19 protein-coding genes and 1 pseudogene are annotated in these 17,566 nt (G+C 64.0%); all 20 read right to left on the bottom strand.

Annotated features, from left to right (window positions below; translation table 11 throughout):
* Positions 1-1,578, bottom strand: a pseudogene (locus EPY72_RS18145) (hypothetical protein); the annotation flags it as partial.
* Complete coding sequence (locus EPY72_RS18140) at positions 1,578-2,759, bottom strand: hypothetical protein (protein ID WP_135807365.1); 1,182 nt, start codon at positions 2,757-2,759, stop codon at positions 1,578-1,580. The pseudogene EPY72_RS18145 and the gene EPY72_RS18140, both read right to left, overlap by 1 nt.
* A 3-nt stretch (positions 2,760-2,762) precedes the next feature.
* Positions 2,763-3,377: a hypothetical protein gene (locus tag EPY72_RS18135; RefSeq protein WP_135807364.1), complete on the bottom strand. Its 615-nt coding sequence runs from the start codon at positions 3,375-3,377 to the stop codon at positions 2,763-2,765.
* A 3-nt stretch (positions 3,378-3,380) separates the two neighbouring features.
* Positions 3,381-4,391, bottom strand: a complete 1,011-nt coding sequence (locus tag EPY72_RS18130) for a bactofilin family protein (RefSeq protein WP_135807363.1) — start codon at positions 4,389-4,391, stop codon at positions 3,381-3,383.
* Positions 4,392-4,628: 237 nt separating this feature from the next.
* On the bottom strand, positions 4,629-5,204 hold the full coding sequence (locus EPY72_RS18125; RefSeq protein ID WP_135807362.1) for a DUF4352 domain-containing protein: 576 nt from the start codon (positions 5,202-5,204) through the stop codon (positions 4,629-4,631).
* 176 nt (positions 5,205-5,380) lie between these two features.
* A complete protein-coding gene (locus tag EPY72_RS18120) occupies positions 5,381-5,932 on the bottom strand; it encodes a hypothetical protein (protein WP_135807361.1) in 552 nt (183 codons plus the stop codon).
* Positions 5,933-5,934: 2 nt separating this feature from the next.
* Entirely contained in the window at positions 5,935-6,858 is a 924-nt protein-coding gene (locus EPY72_RS18115; protein ID WP_135807360.1) for a phage tail tube protein, read from the bottom strand.
* Positions 6,855-7,064, bottom strand: coding sequence for a hypothetical protein (locus EPY72_RS18110; protein ID WP_135807359.1), 210 nt, complete (start codon positions 7,062-7,064; stop codon positions 6,855-6,857). The genes EPY72_RS18115 and EPY72_RS18110 overlap by 4 nt, the downstream gene beginning before the upstream one ends.
* 112 nt (positions 7,065-7,176) lie before the next feature.
* Positions 7,177-7,704, bottom strand: coding sequence for a hypothetical protein (locus tag EPY72_RS18105; protein ID WP_135807358.1), 528 nt, complete (start codon positions 7,702-7,704; stop codon positions 7,177-7,179).
* 100 nt (positions 7,705-7,804) lie between these two features.
* Entirely contained in the window at positions 7,805-8,227 is a 423-nt protein-coding gene (locus EPY72_RS19885; protein ID WP_135807357.1) for a hypothetical protein, read from the bottom strand.
* 187 nt (positions 8,228-8,414) lie between these two features.
* Positions 8,415-9,263 carry a hypothetical protein gene (locus tag EPY72_RS18095; RefSeq protein WP_135807356.1) on the bottom strand — a complete coding sequence of 283 codons (849 nt, stop codon included), beginning with the start codon at positions 9,261-9,263 and terminating at the stop codon, positions 8,415-8,417.
* A 3-nt stretch (positions 9,264-9,266) separates the two neighbouring features.
* Positions 9,267-9,575 (bottom strand): hypothetical protein, encoded by a 309-nt coding sequence (locus EPY72_RS18090; RefSeq protein ID WP_135807355.1) that lies wholly within the window; start codon positions 9,573-9,575, stop codon positions 9,267-9,269.
* A gap of 3 nt (positions 9,576-9,578) precedes the next feature.
* Positions 9,579-9,962 carry a hypothetical protein gene (locus tag EPY72_RS18085; RefSeq protein WP_135807354.1) on the bottom strand — a complete coding sequence of 128 codons (384 nt, stop codon included), beginning with the start codon at positions 9,960-9,962 and terminating at the stop codon, positions 9,579-9,581.
* A 2-nt stretch (positions 9,963-9,964) separates the two neighbouring features.
* On the bottom strand, positions 9,965-10,339 hold the full coding sequence (locus EPY72_RS18080) for a hypothetical protein (RefSeq protein ID WP_135807353.1): 375 nt from the start codon (positions 10,337-10,339) through the stop codon (positions 9,965-9,967).
* A 10-nt stretch (positions 10,340-10,349) separates the two neighbouring features.
* Positions 10,350-11,432, bottom strand: a complete 1,083-nt coding sequence (locus tag EPY72_RS18075) for a hypothetical protein (RefSeq protein WP_135807352.1) — start codon at positions 11,430-11,432, stop codon at positions 10,350-10,352.
* A 12-nt stretch (positions 11,433-11,444) separates the two neighbouring features.
* Positions 11,445-12,878 (bottom strand): XkdF-like putative serine protease domain-containing protein, encoded by a 1,434-nt coding sequence (locus tag EPY72_RS18070; RefSeq protein WP_135807351.1) that lies wholly within the window; start codon positions 12,876-12,878, stop codon positions 11,445-11,447.
* A gap of 174 nt (positions 12,879-13,052) precedes the next feature.
* On the bottom strand, positions 13,053-13,175 hold the full coding sequence (locus EPY72_RS20005; RefSeq protein WP_280178009.1) for a hypothetical protein: 123 nt from the start codon (positions 13,173-13,175) through the stop codon (positions 13,053-13,055).
* 77 nt (positions 13,176-13,252) lie between these two features.
* Positions 13,253-15,226: a phage portal protein gene (locus EPY72_RS18065; RefSeq protein ID WP_135807350.1), complete on the bottom strand. Its 1,974-nt coding sequence runs from the start codon at positions 15,224-15,226 to the stop codon at positions 13,253-13,255.
* Complete coding sequence (locus EPY72_RS18060; RefSeq protein ID WP_135807349.1) at positions 15,223-16,803, bottom strand: phage terminase large subunit family protein; 1,581 nt, start codon at positions 16,801-16,803, stop codon at positions 15,223-15,225. The genes EPY72_RS18065 and EPY72_RS18060 overlap by 4 nt, the downstream gene beginning before the upstream one ends.
* A complete protein-coding gene (locus EPY72_RS18055; protein ID WP_135807348.1) occupies positions 16,796-17,506 on the bottom strand; it encodes a hypothetical protein in 711 nt (236 codons plus the stop codon). The genes EPY72_RS18060 and EPY72_RS18055 overlap by 8 nt, the downstream gene beginning before the upstream one ends.
* Positions 17,507-17,566: the final 60 nt, after the last annotated feature.

The following is a 17,566-nucleotide window of genomic DNA, read 5'->3' as shown; positions in this document are numbered from 1 at the left end:
GAAGTCCGTGTCGCCCTCAACACGGTAGCGGAGTGCGATCCGCCAGTCGCCGGCCGGGATGTCGTGGTTGGTGGTGAACGACCAGGGGCCGTACGTGATGAGGTCCGCGAGCGACAGCGCTTCGCCCAGCGAGTAGTTCTCGAAACTGTCAGTCCCCGAGGTACCGCTGAACGTCTCGCCCTCCATCGTCCAGCTCGTCTGCTTCCGCTGGAACCGGCCATCACTCGTCACCTGCCACGGCTCGTCGCTCGCGATCGCGGTGTTCAGGTCGTTCAACCAGTCGGTCTCTGTGTCGATCGACTTCTGCAGCACGTCCTGACGGAACGTCTGCTCGGGCGCGTCAACATCCGCCGCGTAGCTCGTGTTACCCTCGATGAGGTCCCCGACCGCAACGTGAATGTCCTCGATGTCGTACTCGGCCTCAACCGGCTGTTTGAGCTCGCGGCCGCCCTCGCCGACCAAGATCGTTCGGTCGGGCTGCTGCTCGACGTCGACGAGTGTCCCGATCGGCTGTTTGTGGCCGTCCTCCCACACCCGCATGTCGGCCTCCTCGAACGCCTCACAAGCCCACGTCTCGTCTTTCGGGACCGGCACTCGGATCCGAGGCAGATCGTTCACCCGAGGGTTTGCTTCGGGATCGTCGAGCAGCCTGGGGCGGAGTGTCCGCCCGCTTGGATGGTCGACCTCGACAGTCCAGCCCGACGCCGTCGTCCGCGTCCGCGGCCGCCCTGAACTCGGTGTCGACACCACGCCACTCTCCCCGCTCTCGGACGCCCCGGACGCGTTGTACGCCGCAGCCTTGTACTTGTACGTGATCCCCGGCGAGACGGTGTCGTCCGTGACCGCGACCGTGCCCGTGCCAGGGGCCGCGTCGAGCTCCACGGCTACCTGATAGGGCCCCCAGCCAGAGTCATACTCGCGCGCCCGCAGCAGCCGGAAGCCGGTCTCCATCGTCGCGTTGTCGCTGAACTCGATGTCAACCGACGTCTGGGTCGGGTTGCTCGCCGAGATGTTGGACGGCGCTGCGGGCGCCGGCTCGATCTGCGCGCTGTCAAAACGGACGGTCTCCGAGCTCGCACCGTTGAAATGGCTCCAGCCGATCCCGCCGTCAGTGTAGGTCGAGTCGGTCGCCGAGACCGCGGCGTGTCTGGTACCGGACGCGTCATCGATGGCGGCCGTGATCGTGCCGTCAGCACTCCAACTGACTAACACCCGGAGCCACTCGCCGGTCGGCACTGATCCAGACTGCACGGCGATCTGCTCGCCGTCTCGCTGCAGTTGGAGCTCACCCGCGTTCCACCGCACCCGATACCAGCGGCTCGTGTCTTGGACGCCGAAGTACATCCCCGACGTGCCAGTGTCTGAGTCCTGGACTCGCAGTCGAAATGAGAACGCGTCTCCCGCAGCAGGATACGCTGGCAGACCGCTCGTGGAGAGGATGGTGTAGCCGCCGCCTCCGGTGACTTCGAGCGCGTTCGACCCCGCGTGGACGGGGCTGGATACGACGCTGAACGCGCTGGTGTCTCCGCTGTACTCGGCGATGTCGCCGTCGTCGAAGTCGTCGACCGTCGTCGCCATTAGCGCCACACCTCCTCGCGGCTGACGAGCCCCTGCGTTTCGGCTGCGGTGTAGTCGCTCCCAGACGCGACCGGGGCGAGCAGGTCTTGGAGCCCCGACGGCGTCGGCGGTGTCTCGTTCTCAGGGACGACCCAGTGGGGGCGTCGCCAGCCGCGATGCAACACTGCATCAAGTTCGAAGTCCTGATAGTTGTTGGTTGAGGTGGTGCCGACTGTTGATTCGCCGACAATCGCTTGACCGACGATCGCGGGCGCGATCGCGTCCGCGAACCGAACCCGGACGACGACTCGGGCCGGCCCGATCCGAGTGAGGCTCCAGTCGTCCAGCTCCCAGTCGCTCGTTCCGAGCGCGACCGCCGACCACGCGCCGCCGGCGTCGTCCCACTCCTCGACCGCGAGACTTGAGCCGAGCCGAAGCCGGACGAGGCCGTTGTCCGCGATCGCCTCGCCGTCGTACTCGTGGCTCGTCGAGAACACCCACTGCCAGCTGTTGATCCCATCGCTGTCGAGCTTCGGTCGGCCGTGATCGTCCCACACGACGACGTCCACCTTCCCCTCCTGGGCGTAGGGCAGATCAAAGACGAGCGTCGGACTGTCGTACGACGATGCGAGCGCGTCGACCACGTCGACGTCGCCGTGCTCGGCGGTCCGCGTGTCGACCACGGTGGCGTCTTCAGTCTGGCCGCTCTCCTGGTCGAGCCACCAGACATCTTGGGCGTTAGCATGGATGCCGACGTAGGCCGTCTGCCGGTTCCCATAGTCGTTCTCGACCTGCGTGATCGCGGTCTGGACGGATCGACGGCTGTTCTCCCGCGTCCCCTCCTTCGTCAACACACCATCAAAATCACGGAGTTCGTCGAGGTTCGGATCGACCGGCTGGAGGTCGATATTGTCGAGCGTGTAGTACCCATCTTCGCCGCTCTGCCCATCTGGCGAGTAGAACGCGACCGAGCCCATGGCCCCCGCGTCGAACAACTCCTCGACCTCCTCAGCCATCAGTCGTGCGTACTTCCCGCGGAACTGTCCTTCGAGGAGCTGCTGGCCGGGCTCCAGACTGAGCGACTCAACCGCCGCAGTTGATTCGTTCAGAATACCGTGGGTCGCGACGTTCCTGGCGATCTGCGACTGAGTGAGCGTCTGTGCGTTCGACGGGATGGCGAGTGAGTAGAGGGTGCGGTTCATGGGTTATCGTTCGTTCCGCGAAGCGGCGTCGTAGGGGTTCGACAGCGACGCGATCTCGACGAACGTCAGCGAGCCGTCGAACGTGCTGGACTGTTCTTCTGCGTCGAACTCAACACGAGGCTGCTCAGGAGCGACCGTAAGCGGCTCGTAGTAGCCGTCCGTGCTGTAGTTCCCGACCTCCAGCAGAGCTTCATGTCCCGGTCGGCTGTCGATTTCACAGACCTGGAGGTAGCGGTCGAGGAGCTCCATCTGCCGGTTGACATTCTCGCCTGTCGCGTCCGACGCGGTGCCCCCCTCGCCAGAATCCCCCCATTGGTGAGTGGATCCTTCGAAGCCTTGGAAGTCGATTTCGATGACGTGCTCGCCGGCGCCGAGGTCGAGCATGAGCTGTTGGCGCTTCCCGGTCCCCGCGAACTCTTCGCCGGTCTGGTCCTCAACCCAGTCCGAGAACACAGCGTTCGCCTGACTGAGCTTCCCACTCCCGATCCGGCCGGTTCGCGTCTCCATCGCGATTGTGATGTTCGTCTTGAACACGAACACGCCCTGCTCGTCGTTGCCGTCCTGGTCGACGTCGGCGGGCGGTAACGTCAGAACACCCTCGCCATACGTGACAGTCATCGACTACAGGCCTCCGGTCAGCTCGTCTCGGAGTTCTTCTGCTTTCTCCTCGGCTTTTCGCTCAGCGATCCGTTCTACCTCTCGTTCGGTAGTTCCGTTGACTGTGGCCTCTGACGTGATGTTGAGTGTTGTTTCCCCGCGGTTCTCAGACGCGTTGTTCGACGAGGCCGTGTTGAAATCGGTGTTGTTGAACTCTTGCCAGCTATCGAAGCCCGGCGGGGGCGCAACGCTCTGGTTGTCTGGCGTGCTGACGATGCCTTCCGCGATATCCTGTGCGGAGTCTGGCGGCGCCATGTCGTGCCAGGGGCTGGCTGGGTTGACCTGGCTGGGTTGGCTTGTGAGTTGGTCGTTTGCACCGGTTTTATTCGATGCTGGGTTGGGGTCGCCTTTTACGACCTCGGAAGACTCCTTGCTGATGTTGTCCTCGACGAGGTCGCTCGCAGCGATCTTTCCAGCAACGTAGTCGCTGATCATCACGGTTCCTGCGACTAGTGCGCCCGCAGCGAGAGTTCCCGTGATGAGCGCGCCAGCGGTGATCGTTCCTGTAACAATCGTGCCAGCACCGATGGTCCCGGTTACAAGCCCGCCGATGCTGATCGAGCCTGAGACGTAGGATGCAAGTGTGATCGATCCAGCGATAAGCGTGCCAACGCCGATTGTTCCACTGATAAAATCGTTTGGCGAGAGGCCGCCGGTGAGGAGATCGCCAGCTCTGACGGACCCTGTGATGAAGTCGGAGAGTTGGAGCTCTCCAGTGACGAGCTCGTCGATGACAACACCGCCACTGATGAGTCCGGATGCAGCGACTGTCCCCGTGACAAGACTGCTGGCGGCGATACCGCCGGAGAGAACTGACCCACCGGATCCTAGCGAGAGTGGGATGATGCCGCCCATCCCTCCCCCACCGCCGCCGTCAGTCGCACCGGTTTTCCGGATCTCCTTCAGGATGTCCTTGGTGGTCTCCAGTGACTCTCGCAGTAGCGTGTTCGTCTCGGTCTGGAGTTGGCGGCCCATTGCACGCTCGCGTCCAGAAAGCCGGCCAACTCGATTCGACGACTGAGCAGAGGAGGCGTTGACGTCGATTGAAACGCCACCCAGCTCGCTCTGGATAGTTGACCGGGCTTGCTTGAGGGACCTGTTCGATACGGACACGTCTAAGAGACTGCTGGTTCTGAACTCTGTCATGGGTTTATGGTACTGAAATCGAGAACAGGCGCCGGTCGTAGAGCCACGGCAGGGCGCCGGGCAGTGCTACTGGTCGATGTCGAATGAAAGCGACTGATCCTCTTCGAATCCTGCAGAAACCGTCGCTGAGATCAGCTCGGAGTCAAAGTTCATAGTCGCGGACGTTGCCTCACGCGGGATTTGGAAAGCCAGCCATCCCGACTCCACGTCCTCCTCCTCAAGGGTGCTCGAGCCAAAGTAGGACTCGGCACGAGACGTCGATACCTCATACCGCTGGCCGTCAACGTCAACGACGAACGGTACCGGTGTCGTCTCCCAGGCCGTTCCGCCGACGTGTCTGACAGATACTTGGATTACCAGCCACTTGTGTCCGTCTTCAGCGACTGTCGCGGCTTCTCCTGTGGGCTCGAGAACGCGTTGGACGCGGCCTCGCCACTGGACCCGGAGATGTGTGTCTGCGTCGCCGACTGAGGTATCTGTCGCCGTCACGTCAACGTCTGGAAGCGGCTTTTCAGTCTCCGTCGACGCGGGAGATCCCCGATCGTCTTCGGTTGTCGTTCCTGGTGTGCTCTCACCAGAACATCCCGCAAGTACGAGGGAGATGGTTGCCGCAGCACCAGTGAGGGCATCGCGCCGGTTCATATCTCGGCAGGTTTCGACGGTGGCGTGTTGAATCTTTCCGCACTAATCGCCTTGGACACCAAACTGGAGGATGTCTCTAATGCGGAGGTATGCCTCGATATCGCGCCATGCCCAGTCGTCGACTTCCCGAGGATCATGACCCTGGTGAATGAGAACCGACCGCGCATACTGCCAGATCAGGTCTCGTCCTGGTTGGCTTGCTTCTCCGCGACTAAATCGCCGAAGGAGTTTCCCTCGTCGCCCCCGATCGTCGTGAGCTCGTCGACACGATCGTCGGCCCACTTCAGGAACGGCACGGGGAGCTGGCTAACTGCCTGAACGCTATCGGTGAAGCTCATCGATCCATCGACATACGGAGCCTGCTGAGTTGCTTTTGCGACGTAGTAGATCCGAGTAAGCCCTTCGCCAACCCGAGTGTCTCCGCGATCAAGTGCGTCAGCGACAACAGTGTCCTCAACGTGCCCGAACTCGCCACCAGTGAGGCCGGCGAGCGTGACTCCGTCGACATCGTCGCTCCAAACGGGGACTCCATCGTCGGTGGCTGCGTCGTCTCGCGCCCAGCGGAGGCCACGGAGGCAGACGTCGATGTCTTGGCCTTGCTCAGCAAGTCCCTCGCGTTTCGGGACATCCTCGTCGAGGGCCGCGACTTGTTCTGCTAGCGCGTCTCGTTTCTGCTCGAGGCGCTGTATCTCTTCGTCGAAGTCGATGTACTCCTCTTTCAGTGGCATGATCAGGCGACAGTGACCCCACCGTTGACGTGGAACTCTGTGTCTTCCGACGCGTCTGCATCACCGGTGATGAGGTCATTCCACGAGTGGGTATCAGGCTTCAGCTTTGGAAGATTGTACGTCGTGACGGACGAACCAGCGGCGGAAAGATCGGCGGACCCCGACACAGAAGTCAGTGAGTCCTGAGGGCTCGTTGCGTCCGCAGCACCGTACGCGATCTCTGTCCTGTCTGGGCCCGTGAAGATGGCATCGACGGTAAGTGATGTCGTTGGTGTTGCGATAACTGCATCCACTGGGTTGCGGTCGGCGCCCCACTGGTAGCGTGCGATGTCAGAGATGGATAGCTCCGCGGACTGGAGCTTTGCGACAGTCGCACCGTCGACGGTGAGTGTGAACCCGTGGAACGGAACATCACCACCATCGCTCGGGCCCGTGATATTCGAGGGTGTTATCGAGGTGGCGAGGTTTTCGTCAGCGTACGCCATCGAGAGACTGTACGTGACCATGCCACCCTGTTCGTAGGATACCGAGTACTCCAACGGGATGCACCCGATCAGCTCTCGCTCAGCCGTCCCGGTAAGGTAATCGACACCAGCATAGATCCGCCCTGATGCTGCGCGTCCTGACGTGAAGCCGGTGCCGCCGTCGTTGAACACGAGATCGTGGACGTCAGCGTGAACGTCCGCACTCACCGTCGCTTCAACCGACACCGCACCTTCGAGATTCTGCGCGACGCTGTCGACAGACTCGACTTTATCGCCTTCCCGCATCCGCTGGAGCGTGTTTGCGAGTTCGAGCTCGGTGAGAGTCGGATTCCGCCCGAACTTGTAGTACTCGGGGTTGCCATCGGTGTCGCTGTCAACGAGCGTGTCCGCGAACGTCTCCTCCTTCGCGAACGCAAGGCTGGCTGATCCGGCACCCGTCATTCGTCATCCTCCTCTGAGGACTCGAGAACACCAACGACAGTGACTCGCCAGTCCCCACTCAGCACCGTTTCTGCCGCTACCGAATCGATCTCCTCGATATCGTGGCGGTCGCGAAGTTCGTCTTCGACAGACGCGATCGCGTCCGTGTACGAGGCGTCTTCTGGGAACCAGCGGCGCCGCGTGACAGTTTCGTCGTATTTGTTCATCGTGCGATACCTCCGTTAGTCGTCTGGACGAGCAGTGCGCCGAGGGCGGCAAGATAGCACGACCGATGCCACTCGCCGCCCGCGACGGGCTCGCCGCAGTGCGTGCAGTTTGTCATGATAAGTCCTCGTAGCCGTCGAAGACGACGTCGAAATCGTAGCGGTGATACTCTTGCCAGCCGGTCAATGCCGGCGACTCGTTCGTGATCGACAAGTGCGTGAACGAAACGTTCGTCCGCCCCGCATCGGGATACTTGAGCGCATCGTAGAGCGTCGACTGAATCTGCTCGACAAGAGCTTCGTCCGTGCCGTGGAAGACGACGCCGTCTTGGCCGGTCGGATCGACGTGGCCGAACGATCCACTGTAGCCTTCGATCCGGACTCCGACAACCGACTCGACGTCCAGGTTCGGCTCAGATCCGATGTACTCTCGGTCTCGGTCGGCGAATGATGCGCCGACGTAGTTCGCCTTCTGGAAGCCGTCCGACCGCTTGTCCATGGCCGCGCTCATGTCGAACGTGCCGCCGCCGTCGTAGAGCAGCGAGTTGTCGCGATCGACACGCCGGAGCGGATGGGCGTCTGGCTGAGCGTCGACGACTGCGCCGAGCTCGTCGAGCACCCACTCGACAACGGTGGCGGTCACGACCAACCGCCTCCGAACACGAGTTCGTATCGTTCGGCGTTGATACAGCCACACCCGGCTGTTTCGTGCTCCTCGCAGAGTGTGATCTCGGTGGCAACCATTATGCTTGTAGCACCCGCCGAAGCTCGTTCATGGCGTCACGGATCGCCCGTGATTCGGGGATTCCACCCGTCTCACTCCCCCACTCGACCGACTCGGTCGTAACCCACTGGTCGATCTCGTCCCAATAAAAATGGAGGAGTGGATTCCCCTCGATCGTGTGCGGGCTGACACCAAACTCGAACAGTGCTGTCAGCTCCGGCCACTCGATTCGGACCGACACACTGCTGTCGTCGCGCTCGATCACGAGATCAGCGTCCTCCCAGATGTGGCTGATGTCGTAGTCGTTCCGACTGGCGTACGCCTCCCAGTTGCTGCGGGCGACGTCGATCAGTTCGGGCCCGATCTCGTCGCGGAACTGCTGCTCCACGTCGTCGAGGATCGCGGCTCTGAGATCGTCTTCGAAGCTGCTGTCGAGGTTCATCGGCCACCTCGTCCATAGACCCACGGCGAGTGATGGTCACACTCGGTGCAGACTGCTCGCAAGTCCGTCCGGTCCTCCATATCGTTGCCTTCGTCAACCTCCAACGTGGCGTTCGTCGAGCCACATTCTGGGCACCGAATGAATGCATCGAGCTCACGGCACCGCTCCGCGTAGTCGTCAGGAAGAGTCACTGGTAGACCTCCAGGAGCTCGTCGGCCTTCCGCTCGAACTTCTCAGCCAGCGACTCGACGTTGTACACCTTCGCGTTGTCCGGGATCTGCATCGCAGCCTCCTCCACGAACTCTGACGCCGCACGAAGCGCAACCGCCCGCCGGACGTTCCGCGGGATGCCCTCATGGCCGTAATCGATGTCGACGTACACCGCGTTCGACAGCGACGCCAAGTCATCGTCCATCGAGTGGACGTCCAGGTAGAGCTCGCTGACACCGCCGTTGTTCACGCGGACCCAGTAATCGTCGCCGCGATGCTGGTTACCGACACCGCCGTCTTTCTCCGCGGTCCAGTCGTCATAGCCGCCGTCGGCGTTCACGACCATGAGCTGGTTCACCGCCTCGACGTCCTTCCGGTTGAGGCGGAGCCGAGTGTACGCCGGCACGCTCTCGTCGATGGGCGGGTCGAGCGCGTGCTCCGGGCCAGTCGTGATCTTGATCTTCTGTTTTGGAACGTCGTTATCTCGGCGGCGACGCTCATGCCTGGGCCCGGCCTCGAGCAGCGCATCGCTGTTCGCGTGGTACCGGTGTCGCTCGCGCTCGGCAGCGCCGTGGACCATCCCGCCGTGGGTCGGGATGTCGTGTTCGTCGTCGCGCGTGTTCGGCCCTGTCGGGATGTCGATCGCCGAGGCCTCGCTGATCCCGCCGGGCTCGTACCAGTGGCGGGACAGCCGCTTTTCGAGCGGCTCGGTCTGGGCCGCGATCGCGTCGACGGCGAGCTGTTTATCCGAGCTGATGTCGCCCGGCAGCTCCGCTTTCTGGAGCGCCCTGCGGAGGTCTTCAAGCGTGCAGTAGCCGGATGCCATCCTTTACCTCGGGTTGTTCCGTGCTTCCGCGCTGATCGTCGTCCCGTTCGCGCTGGTCACCTGGACCGACTCCGCCTGCGGGACGTCGACGACGTAGCCGCCTGTCTCTGAGAGCGTCCGACTGTCGACCTCGTAGGTGCCGGCGTCGCCGACGATCTCGATGGTGACTGTGTCGTCGGCGTTCCCTTCGAGGTTCTCGATGGCGACGCAGACGGCCGGCGTGTGGTACTGCTCGACCGACGCGGTCTTCGTCTCGCCGGCGTTGAAGGTCGCCGAGTCAGCGATGACGGTGCTGTCATGCCAGGGAGGCATGGGTTAGTCCTCCAGTTCTGCGCGGCGCTGGCCAACAGCGTCCTCCACGCCGACACGCTCGGCCGCCTCCTGGACGGCGTCAAGATGCTCGTCGACCTCGCCGGCCTCGATCTCCTCGACGACGTCGTCCATCGGCGTGCGGTCGACGAACGCCGCGGCGTCGAAGCCCGCCTCGCCGTCGCTGTCCTCTTCGGCAGTGTCGGTGTCAGCGTCGTCGATCTCGCGGAACTCGGCGTCCTGCACGTCGACGATGCGGAAGTCGTTGCGCTCCTCGATCAGGTAGGTAGCGAACTCCTCAGAGACGTCGACGCGGTCACCGGTTGAAACGCGTCGGTCGATCCCGCGGAGGTAGACCTCACCGCCGGTGGTCTTCTCAGCGACCGGCATGATCAGGCACTCCCCGTTGCAACGACGATCCAGCCGGACGCCGAGCCATCGATGTTCAGGACGGTTGCCGTCGCGCCCGCCGCGGTCATGTTCGCCGGGCCGGTCCCGACGAAGTCCGCGTCGGCGAACGACAGCGTCGGCGTCGACGCGCCGCCGTTGTGGACGACAGTGACTTGGCGGCCTTCCTCAGCAGCACCGGAGAGGTCGACCGTGTTCGTGCCGTCGGCGGTGACGACGTGGACGTCGGCATCCCCGGCGACGACTGTGTCGGCGCCGTTCGCCGGGCTGTCGGTCGCGACGTTCCCGCGAGCGCCGTCGGTGAGCGCAAGCCCGCGCTCGTAGCGGTCGCGGATCGCCGCGTTGGTGGTCTCACTCATGAGTCACCACTTAGGCCGTCGGGGACTGCAGGTCGGTCACGAGCACGCCGGCCTGCATCTCCTTGATCTGGAAGTCGAACTGTCCCTCCAGCCAGTTGCGGGAGTGAAGGCGCTGCTCGTACGTGGTGTCCGTGTCGCGCGTCTGGTCGAGCTCCATCTCCTCGTACAGCCCGAACGCGAAGTTGTTCGGGTCGGTGAACATCATGTACTCGTCCGGCCAGCCGTTCACGCCGATGAGGTCGTAGGAGAACGGCGTGATGTCGCTGTCGCCCATGATGACCGCACTGCCGAGCGGATCTTCGCGTTCGGTGAGCGCCATCGCGTACCGCTGCACCTGATTCGGGCTCGTCATCAGCACCGGGTCGACGCCGTCGCCATCCCGGTACCGGGAGTCGAGCGTCGTGATGGTCTGGTCGAAGAGACTCGTGTCGATGGGCTGCGGGTTGCCCGAGCCGTCCGTGTTCGCGATCGTCGGCATCGACCCTGCGTCCGCAGTGCTGGTGTCCTCGAGACCGATGCGCGTGGAGTCGCCCTGGTCGTCGACGGACTGGGTGTCGCCTTCGGCGCGCGCGATCCAGCCCGTCCACGTGTTGTCGAGTTCCGCAGCGCCGCCGAGCGACTGGAGGTTCCCACTGGAGGCGCCGGCGCGCAGCCCGATCAGCCCGAGGTCGTTCCCGTAGCGTTCGATGAACTGGTCGATGATATACTGGCCGAACTGGTCGGGCCCGTAGTGGGTGTTCTTGAGCGCGTCGCGCTTGGGCTCGACGAGGATGTAGTACTGCTTGTCCGTCGCGTTGAACTGCACCTTGCCAGACTCCGCCTCGGAGTTCTGGGTGCGGCTGCCTTCCTCGTCGCGCGTGTGGCCGGAGAGTCGCGGGACGCCGAACTGCGGGACGTCCATCTCCAGCCGGGGAAGCGTCATCGTGTCGGCCATGCCGAGGACTTGGACGCCCTTCTGCATCCGATCCAGCATCTCCTCGGTGACGTCGACCGGGAGCTGGAAGCCGTCGAGCTCGGCGAGGCCGATGTCCTTCTGCGCGGTGCCTGCCAGTTCGTTCTGCCGCCTAACCGTGTTGATGGTGTTCGTGCTCATGTTGAAGTCCTCTTAGGACAGCGCCTTCCCGAGGCCGTCGAGACTGCCCTCGCCGTCCCCTTCGTTCTCGTTCTTCGCGGCCGCGGGGTCGACCTGCCCACTGGCGCCGCTCTGGCGGTTGATCGCGTCGATGCGGTTATTCGCCCGCTCGACCTGGCTATTCAGCTGCTCGATCGCGTCGGCGACGCTCGTCTCCTCGTCGACGCCGAGCGCTGCCTTCGCGGCGTCCTCCTGGACCTCGTAGGTCTCGCCGCCGATCTCGATCTCCGCGGTCTTCGCCTCGGGGCCCGTGAGGGACTCGGTGAGATCTTCGACCGCCGCGGTCAGTTCGCTGATCTGTTCTGCGTTCTTCTCGGCGAGCTCCTTCGCATCGGAGCCGCCGTCGTCGGGGTTGTCGTTGCTCATGTTGTCGGTGTCGCTGGCGGCGTCGACGTCGCCGTCACTGCCGCCATCGTCGCCCGGCGTGTCGCTGCCGGTAGCGTCCTTCGCGTCCGATTCGGCTTCGTTGATGTCAGCCATGATGTCCGCGTCCGCCTCGTCGACGGGGACGAACTCACCAGTCTCCGAGTGCTGGTACCCTTCGGTACCGTCCTCGACTGCGATTTCCCAGCACCCGCTTTCGGCGCCTTCGTAGGGGGCCTCCGCGCCCCGGGACGCCGTCCCAGTGGACTCGCCGCGTCCGGGGAGCGCCTCGAAAACGGCCTTTCCGAGGCGCTCGAAGACGGACTTCTCACCCGGAGCACCAGCGCCCTCCACCTCGGCCGCCGTGGAGAGGACATCCCACAGCTGTTCGGCTTCCTCCTCGCTGTGGCCGCGCTCGAGCGCTTCCTCGACGAAGCCGTTCGGGTCGCCGAGGTAGTCGCCGAGTCGCTTCTCCGCAGCGGCCTTCGTGTCGAGAATCTGGGCGTCCGGCACGGCCGGGATGTCGACGGTGGACACCTCGCGGATGAGGCCGTCGGCGAGCTCCCAGACGAGTTCGTCGCCGAGTTCTTCGGGGACCTCGACATCGTCGACCTCGTCCTGTTCGTAGGGGCCGTTCCAGGAGACGTCTCGGGCGCCGATGCTGTACCCGGCGAGAATGTCGTCCTTGACGAGGTCCCAGAGCTGGTCGTTGTTGATCTGCCAGTCCTGGATCCACGCTCCCGCAGGCACTTCCTCGCCGCCAATCTCCTCGGCGTCGTCGAGAACCTCGTTACGCTCGAGGTCCATCCAGTCGTCGGGGAAGACGGCGTGCATGATGCCGCCGCCGGCTTCGCCGGCTTCCTCGAACGTCTCGAACTGGTCGGCGAACCCGCGGATCGTTTCCTCGCGGGCGAAGTCGTTTTGGAGGTCGGCTTTGTCTGGCACCATCACGATGCCGGACGCGATCTGATCGTCGTCGTCCTTCGTGACGAACTCGACGTCCTTGCGGAACTGCTCGCCGCCTGCTTTCGTTACCGGAGGCATGTGTCAGACCTCCGCTGGCCGGCAGCGCGAACACTCGTCGCACTGCTCGGCTTGTCCGCCTCTGGACCGCGGCCCAGGCCATGCCGATAGAAGCCACCGGATCCATCCTGGCGTAGATGGTCCCCGGTGGGTTACCTCGGCCTCGGCCTTGCACTTGGTGCACAGTGGCATGTGTCAGTCCTCGTCATCATCGTCGGCGGCGTCGGCGTCGGCGTCCGTGGTCTTGTCGAGCTTCTGGGCACGACCGGTGCCGAGGACGCCACGCTTCTTGCCGCGCTTGCTGTCGTTGTTGCTCATGGTCTCGTAGAACTCCGTGCCCCGGTCGTGCCTCGCACAGGGGAGTCGGGCGCTCCCTGGGTCATCGGCGGTCGTCGTCAGATGTCGCTCGGGACGTCGTCGGGGACTTCCCCAGGGTCCGGCGTCGGGCCCTCGGGAAGCCGGTCGTGGAAGTTCGTGATCTCTAAGTAGGGATACTCTAGCCGGATCGAGTCATAGTGGTAGCCGCCTGCCGAGCCAGCGCTGGTCAGCGCCGCCCACTCCGAGGGCGGGACGTCGACGTAGGCGTACAGCGAGGACTGCCCATCCTCCCGGAGGAACGACAGGTAGAGCTCCTGGGCGTCGTAGTCGTAGAGCCCCTCGTCGAGATTCGAACTACTGAACTGCGTCTGCTCGACCGCGTCCTTGGCGACGAGGTTGCTCTTGACCGCATCCCACTCGCGCTCGCCGATCTTGTACTCCGCCGGCGGCTCGTGAACGGCCTCCGTCTCGCCCTCGCCGGCCGGGTTGCCGCCGAACTCCTCTTCGAACTCCTGGAGCGTCATGCTCCCGTAGGGGTCGCCGAGCGGGTCGAGGCCGAGTTCCTCGCGGGCCTCGTCGACGGTACCGACGCCGGCCAGCCGCATGGCGCGGACGCGCTGCTCGGCCAGCTGCGCATCCTCCTTGGGCTGGTCGGCGCCGCGGAGCTCGTAGTCGATCGTCCAGTCCGAGACTCCGAACGCCGTCTGATGGAGTGTCTTGTAGAGGCGGGCCTCCAGTTTGTTCTGCTCGGGCTGGATCACCTCGAGCGCGAAGTCCCGGTCCTGCTGGTCGGAGTTCGACCGGTTCGCGGAATCGGTGACGCCGATCTTGATGGGCGGCATCTCCAGCACTTTCGCGATCTCGTGCTCGTTCTTCTCGCGGAACTGCCGGAAATCCATCTCCTCGCTGATGCCCTGGCCGAGCGGCTCGATCTCGATCTCGAGCTCCTCGTCGCCGAGATCGTTCTGGGTCTTGAACTTCTCAACCTCCAGCGTGACTGCGCGATGGGACTCTTCGCGAAGCCCGTTGAGCATCTGGCGGAGGTCGCGCTTCGATTCCTCTTTCAGCTCGCCGCCGGTGACCTTGACGACCAGCCGCGGGATCGTGTCGTTCTGGAAGAACTGGCGGTTGTAGTCTTTCGCCGCCTCGTCCGCGCTGATCGTCCGCATCGCCGACACCCAGTCCGGAACGCCGTAGTCGTCCTCCAGCGGGTTGGGGTTCTTGATGAAGATCAGCTCGTTCGCCGGCGCATTATCGAGCGCTTCCGCGCTCCCGACGGCGACGTCGCCCGTCTCGCGGTCGACGAAGATGGGTTCCTCATCGTCGTCAGCCTCCGTGTACGTGACTGTCGGCGGGCCGTCGCCGGTGGTCTGGATTTGGGGCTCCAGTCCCCGGTAGCGGTCGCCGAATTCGCCGAAGTACCGCCGCCGGCCGTTCCTGATCTGGACGTAGCCTCGGGACGCGAACTCGGCGACGTCGCCGTCAACGAATCGGCCCTCTTCGGGGTGCTGGGGCTGGGTGTGGCTGATCGACTCCTGGGGACGGCGGACGCGGACTGTGTTCGCGGGGACGTGCGCCAGGCCGACCGGCTTGCCCTCGGCGTTGACGAGGACTTCGAAGCAGCACCAGCCGACGAGGTGGTAGTCCTGGCGGACGAGCTCTTTCACTTCCTCGGGCGTTGCGGGTTCGGCCGGCCGGTCGGCGGACGTCTGCCATCGCGAGTCGGGGCCCCGCCAGAACCACTGGACGACCTCGCGTTCGTCCTCGTCGGCGTCCTCGGCATCGATGTAGGGATGGGGGACAATGTCGAATCCGAGCCCGACTTCGTAGCGGGCTTTCTTTCGGATGCCTGTGGCCAGCGTCTCGTTGAGCTCGAGGAAGCTCGCGAGCCGGTCGGGGTTGTAAGGTGGCTTGACGCCGACGCCGAGCGAGCGAATGCGGCGCTCGGCCAGCTGCGTAGTCGTCTCGGCCTTCGAGAGATCGGCGCCGCCGCCCATCCCGTCGACATGGATCTTTACGTCTGACTCGTCGTCTGCGTCTGTCTCACTCATAAGTAGTTCACCCCAGAGTCCTCTTCATCGCCGGCGTCGAAGGCCAGCCGGCGCATCCCTTGCTCAGCCATGTACCACGCTGCGATCAGGTCTGGTGTGTGCCCCTGCAGCTTGCCGTCCTGCAGTTCGAGGCTCATCGCAGCCTGAACGAACTCCTCGCTGGCCTGGTGCCCGCGGTAGAACTGGATGGCGCCGTTCTCAACGAGCGTCCGAAGCCGAGGGATGCCGTTCTCCCAGGAGTGCTTTTGGCCGGACGTCGAAATTCCCGTGACCTTCCCTGCCAGCTGGGGACTGAACTCGATCGCGTCGTTGACCACGTACTGCTGCATGCCGTTGTCCTCGATCACGATCAGCGCCGGGTCGTACCGCCGGTCGTACTCCGCGAGTTGAGCCTTGATCTGGCTGGGCTGCAGGCCCTGATCCGCGCGGGCGTCAAGGAGGGTGCGCGCCCCATCGGCTCTGGCGCGGAACACGACGAACGCCGCGTCGTCGCCGGTAGGCGACTGGGCGGGGTCGTGGGCGACAACGATCGCTTCGTTCGCGCCAGCACGATACTTCGAGGGTGGGGAGGCCCCACGGATGCTGCAGCCGCCATCCTCGACGCGCCGGTTGACGTCGTCGGCGCTGATGAGGTTCCCCGAAGCGCCGCGGATAGTCAGGGTGTACTCGCGCCAGAACAGATGGTCGGCCATCTTCGAGCGCTTGTCTGCGAGCCAGTCCGGTCCGCGGGCCTCCGGCCAGAGCAACTGGAGCGTTCCCCCGCCCCACGGGTTCTCGACCTCGGTGTAGAACTCGGGGTCGGGGCGCCGGGTCTGCCAGTCGTCATCCTCGCCGAACTCTTGGTCCCAGGTGTCGAGGATTGCGGGGAACTCCCGGAGCGCGTACCCCCCGTAGTCGCGGTAGTGGTTGTAGATATCGTCGGGGCGCTTCCGCGTCCCCACGAGCACCGTCCGGCCGTCGTCTTTGACCATCGGCTGGGCGACGCCGTCGACCCAGTTGAGGACGCTCTCGGTCGAGCCGTCGCCGAGTTCCTTGATAATGTCGTCGAGGATGAGCAGGTGCGCACGCGCGCCCTCGATCGCGCCCTTCAGCCAGCCGGTCGTCAGGCTGGAGCCGTTCGCGAACTCCTTGGTCTTCTTCGAGTCGGTCTTCCGGGGTTTGTTGAGGTTGAGTAGCCACGGGTTGCGCTCGATGAACTTGTTGAGTTCGCGGTCGGCCTTCTCGTAGGCCTGGTCCTGGGTGTTCATCGCCCAGATCACGCGGTAGCCGTCTAGGTACTCGAGACAGGCAACCGCGAATGCCGTGATGATGGTCGTCTTAAGGCCATCTCGGTGGCAGAGCAGTGCGAGGTCGCTGTCGACGTCCGCCTCGCCGGCGAGGTGTCGGAGCCACTGGTCGTGGTGGTCGCCGAGCGGGCTCCAGTCGTCGTGTTCGGCGGCCATGTAGCCCTGGGTGAGCTTATTCGCGAAGTCGAGCCAGCACCCGTGTTCGAATGGGTTGTACGCTGCCCGGATCTGGGTACGGGATAGCTCGACCTCCTCGGTCTCGCCGGTCGACGGGGTCTGTGTACTACTCATCGTCGAGTGTCGCCTCCCGGATCGCCGCAGCAGTCTCAGCGTCGAGCTCGACCGAGTGGTCGACGTCGCCGTCGACTTGCATGTTGATGTCCGTCGAGTAGATGCCGAGTGCCTCACCCTTCGCCTCCAGATGCGAGGACTGTTCCTGGCGCGCCATCGCCTGCCCCTTCAGGTCGGGCTGGTCGCGCTCGAGGCCAGCGAGCTCCTTCGTGTACTTCGGACTGCCGTCGATCGCCCGCAGCGGATACTCCTCGCCCGGTAGCACTCGGGTCTGCTCGTTGTCGACGAACCGGATGATGACGTCGCGCTCGGTCGCCCACTCCGGCCAGTCATCGTCGCCCGGCTCGACGATCTCCCAGGCCGGCCACGACATCGGCGTCTCTCGGTCGTTCGAGACGGTCTCCGTCTTCGGAACCACCCGAACGATCGGTTGGTCCTCGACCGCCTGAGATTCAGCGTTCCGCGCTCGCTGGTAGAGCCGCTCTTCGCGTTCTGCTATCTGGAGGCGGACGTCCGCGTGCTTCTGCTCGATCTGCTCGATGACCTCCTCTTTCGGCTCTTCGTTGAGGTAGCCGCGGATGGTCGACTTGGCGTACGAGCCGACGCCTTCGTCCTCGAAGCGGTCCTGGATCTCCTCGACGCTGAGGTTGTCGAGGTAGTGCCACTTCAGGGCGAGTGTGACTCGTCGTTCTCGGGTGGACATGATGGGGAAAGCGTTCTGTAGCGTTCAGGGGTTGACTTATACTTTAAATAGGGCTGGTTA

It is taken from the genome of Halorussus marinus (genome assembly GCF_004765795.1).
Lineage (GTDB): Archaea > Halobacteriota > Halobacteria > Halobacteriales > Haladaptataceae > Halorussus > Halorussus marinus.
Note: the sequence above shows the minus strand (reverse complement) of the source record. Positions and strands in the feature narration are given on the sequence as shown.